6 protein-coding genes are annotated in these 3,491 nt (G+C 56.2%); all 6 read right to left on the bottom strand.

All coding sequences use genetic code 11. The annotated features are described in order from the left end of the window. A partial coding sequence (locus O6929_06065) for a redoxin domain-containing protein (GenBank protein MCZ6479951.1) occupies positions 1–233 on the bottom strand: 233 nt, incomplete at its 3' end. A gap of 30 nt (positions 234–263) precedes the next feature. Next, positions 264–470, bottom strand: coding sequence for a hypothetical protein (locus O6929_06060; GenBank protein ID MCZ6479950.1), 207 nt, complete (start codon positions 468–470; stop codon positions 264–266). A 95-nt stretch (positions 471–565) separates the two neighbouring features. After that, positions 566–1,312 carry a sulfite exporter TauE/SafE family protein gene (locus O6929_06055; protein ID MCZ6479949.1) on the bottom strand — a complete coding sequence of 249 codons (747 nt, stop codon included), beginning with the start codon at positions 1,310–1,312 and terminating at the stop codon, positions 566–568. A gap of 120 nt (positions 1,313–1,432) precedes the next feature. Beyond that, positions 1,433–1,708 (bottom strand): hypothetical protein, encoded by a 276-nt coding sequence (locus O6929_06050; protein MCZ6479948.1) that lies wholly within the window; start codon positions 1,706–1,708, stop codon positions 1,433–1,435. 95 nt (positions 1,709–1,803) lie between these two features. Beyond that, positions 1,804–2,454, bottom strand: coding sequence for an MOSC domain-containing protein (locus O6929_06045; GenBank protein MCZ6479947.1), 651 nt, complete (start codon positions 2,452–2,454; stop codon positions 1,804–1,806). Positions 2,455–2,582: 128 nt separating this feature from the next. Then, positions 2,583–3,491 (bottom strand): 2Fe-2S iron-sulfur cluster-binding protein (locus O6929_06040; GenBank protein MCZ6479946.1); only part of this gene is annotated, 909 nt, incomplete at its 5' end.

Below are 3,491 nucleotides of genomic sequence, written 5' to 3'. Positions count from 1 at the left end.
ATCCGGGTGAAGCGAATGATTCCCTGCTTGTCGATGAGGTGAAGGGTGGGCCAGTAGCGGGTGCGAAAGCGTTTCCAGGTGGCAAAATCGTTATCGAGGGCGACCGGGTAGGCGATCCCCAGCTCCTGGCAGGCGGACTTCACCTTGTCCAGGGGTTTCTCCCATGGGAACTCCGGTGAGTGGATTCCGATGACGACGAGACCTCGGGGGCCGAATCGCTGACGCCAATCCACCAACTGGGGGATCGTGTGCCGGCAGTTAATTCACCCGTAGGTCCAAAACTCCAAGAGGATGACTTTCCCTCGAAGATCGGCGAGTTGGAGCGGCGTTGAATTGATCCAAACTGTATTGGTGAGCTCCGGAGCCGGCTGGCCGATCGACGCCGCCTCTGCCCGAGAGAAAAAGATGAGCACCGTTCCCACGAGGGTGAGGAGAAGCCACATACGGAAATAATCAGGTTCTCTTTTCACGCGTACCTCGAAGATCCTACCGGACCGTCACCGTGACCGTATGATACCCGGACGCCTCATCCAAAAAAGGGAACTGGATCCGGGCATTTTGGACCTCATAGACGCTCAAACAGCCACTCGGGAGTGAATTGGAGTGCGAAAGTCGAAAGCAAGGTGAAGTAGTCGGTGAGGAGGAGCACCCCCACCAGGATGAGAAACAGACCACTCACCCGATTCACCCAGGGGAGGAAACGCTTGAACCGGTTAAAAAAGAGGAGGAACCGCCCAAAAAGCAAGGCACTCAGCAAAAAGGGGATGGCGAGTCCCGCAGAATAGGCAACGAGGAGCAGGATCCCTTGGCTTGCCGTTTCGGAAGTCGAGGCCAACACCAGGATCGACCCCAGGATGGGGCCGACGCAGGGGATCCAGGCGGCAGCAAAGGTGACTCCCACAAGAAAGGCACCCAGATGTCCGCTGGGATGCTCCTTCAGGTTAAAGTGCTTCTCCCGCATGAGAAAGGGGAGGGGTAGCCAGCCAGCGATGTATAGGCCGAAGAGGATGACCAACAACCCGCCTGCCTTACGAATGACGAGCTGATAATCGAACAGGAGATGTCCGAGAGCCGTTGCCGAGGCGCCGAAGGAGATGAAGATGACAGAGAAGCCGGTGATAAAGGCCACCGAGCGTATCAGGAGCTGCCGTCGGTGTTTGATGTTGGCGGCTGAGTCCTGGATTTCCTCGAGGGAGAGGCCACCTACCAAGGCGAGGTACGAGGGGATGAGGGGAAAGACACAGGGAGACAGGAACGAGAGCAGACCCGCCCCCATCGCAACCAGGACCGACACCTGTGTGGCCGCACTCATTTTGCCGATCGTCCTACCGCTGCCTTAGCCCTTTTCCCTTCCTTCCAATTCCACCCTCCCATCATGGTAATGGTCGGCCGCGCGTTTGGCAACCCCCGCCTTGAGCCTAACTACTCAGGCCTACGCCACCTCCCCCACTCGTGGAAGGAGGCGTCCTTGACTTCGAATCCTGGGGGGTTGCTCTGGAGGCACGACCGGCAGGAAATGCCGAAGGGTAAATCCACAGACCTGGCAGCGGCGGTAACAGAAGCAGGAGCCCCGCTCGTCCTCATGGACATTGCCCACCTGGACCATGTGGCCGGAACAGCAATTGCCGGGACGGAACGGGGAAATGATCCGTTTTGGATAGGCGTTGAGGGGCTTCTTGCCTGAATTATACTCGACGATTGTGGCCATCGTATCCTCCCGTCCTGGACGTATTCGTTGACCTACGGAATTACCTTATAAACAGCGATGGGCGTCGAAAGGTTCCCGCAGGTGTTCAAGGGAGGTCACGGACCACAGCACTTTTCTCCCTCTTTGGCTTCTTCGCCGTGCTCAATAGGAACTCCCGCTTTGGTTAGTCGTTCTTCAAAAGAACCCCGCCATCCGGGTGAGAGCGCCTGGATACGCAGCGCCTTCTTGGCCCCTACGAGATTCTTCTGATCCAAGTAGAGTAAATGGCACACCTCCTGAACCGTCATGCGTTCGGGGTCAGTCTTGACTCGGGCCAGGACATCGCCCGCGCCGACCTCGCCCTCTTCCACGACCCGAAGGTAAAAACCCGGCCGACCGCTCGCCAAGAACACCTTGGGGAATTGTGCCATTCCCATCTTGATCCCTAGCTTGAAACAGGGAACGCGCGGTTGCGTGACCTCGACCACCGCGCTGCCTACGGTAAACACGTCACCGACGTGAATCGCGTCATCCAGCATGCCCTCGACAGTGAAATTCTCTCCGAACTGGCCAAACGTGAAATCCGTTCGCCCGAGTTCGCGCTGCCAGTAGTCGTAGTTCTCGAACGAATAGGTGTAGGCTGCCTTGTAGATCCCGCCGTGGTTTTTCAAGTCCGCTTGGCCATCCCCATCCAGACTGAGTGTGCGCAGCATGACCCGGACGGCCACGGGTTCCTTGAAAATACCTGTCGTGGTCGTCTTATTCATATATGGAACTTCCTTGGGCAATGACACATTCACCGAGAGAAGCTTCACTCCTTGTCCCCCCTAGTACTCAGTTCCTCCTCCGAACAGACATCTTATGGGCAAACCGTTTACTTTCGCCGACGACGGCGTCACACCCCGACGACCACATTGCTTTTTGGCTTTGAGCAGCAGATCAAGACCGATCCCTGAGCGGGCAGGTCAAGTGGCTCTTGAACGTACTCCACTTCACCTTCCTCGAGCGTGCATTTACAGGTATGACATATCCCAGACCGACAGCTGTAATCCGGGCTCAATCCATTTGCCTCAGCGAGGTCAAGGATGCTTTCAAATGACGGGTTCCAATTTACCTTGACCCCCGACTTGGAAAACGTCACCTCGATTTCTTCGCAGCACTCAGAGGCTGCTGCGGCACGCTTTGGTGTCGCAACCTTTGCCCTCTCTGTCAGCGCAGAGGCCGGCCCGAAAAACTCGTAATGAATCCGGGTCTCTGGGATCTCCCAGGCAAGGAACCCGTTGAACAGCGATTTCATGAAGGGTGTGGGACCACACAGATAGAAATCGAAATCTGTGCTGGGTAGCAGACGTTTCACGAGTTCGATATCCACGTGTCCCTCGTCATCATAGTCGCGCCCTACGGTGTCTTCGGGCAAGGGTCTGCTGTATCGAATGTGCACGTGGACGTTGCTGTTTTCTTCGGCAACGCGCCGCACATGTTCAACCAGGGCATGCTCCCGGCTGTTTCGACTGCCGTGAATAAACCATGTCGGTCGGTTCGAACCCGCATCTACAATGGAGTTTAACATGCTAATTAAAGGTGTTAGCCCAACGCCGGCACTTAAGAGAACCACGCCGGTTTCCCCATGAGGGTCGAGGAAGAATTTACCTCTGGGGGACTTTGCTAATAGGTGTGAGCCTGGTTCCACTTGATCATGGAAGTAGTTAGAAGACTCTCCTGGGTACACTTCTGGTCGGTTAGGTGGGGCGAGTTCTCTCTTGATGGTCAGCCGGTAGTAATCTCTGGTGGGGCTCTCAGATAT

It is taken from the genome of Candidatus Methylomirabilota bacterium, assembly GCA_027293415.1.
In the GTDB taxonomy this organism is placed as follows: domain Bacteria; phylum Methylomirabilota; class Methylomirabilia; order Methylomirabilales; family CSP1-5; genus CSP1-5.
The sequence above is the reverse complement of the archived record's forward strand: the minus strand, read 5'-3'. Positions and strand labels throughout refer to the sequence as shown.

Coding starts and splice junctions, on each gene's coding strand:
- O6929_06055 (MCZ6479949.1), bottom strand. CDS start 1,312: ATGAGTGCGGCCACACAGGTGTCGGTCCTGGTTGCGATGGGGGCGGGT.
- O6929_06050 (MCZ6479948.1), bottom strand. CDS start 1,708: ATGGCCACAATCGTCGAGTATAATTCAGGCAAGAAGCCCCTCAACGCC.
- O6929_06045 (MCZ6479947.1), bottom strand. CDS start 2,454: ATGAATAAGACGACCACGACAGGTATTTTCAAGGAACCCGTGGCCGTC.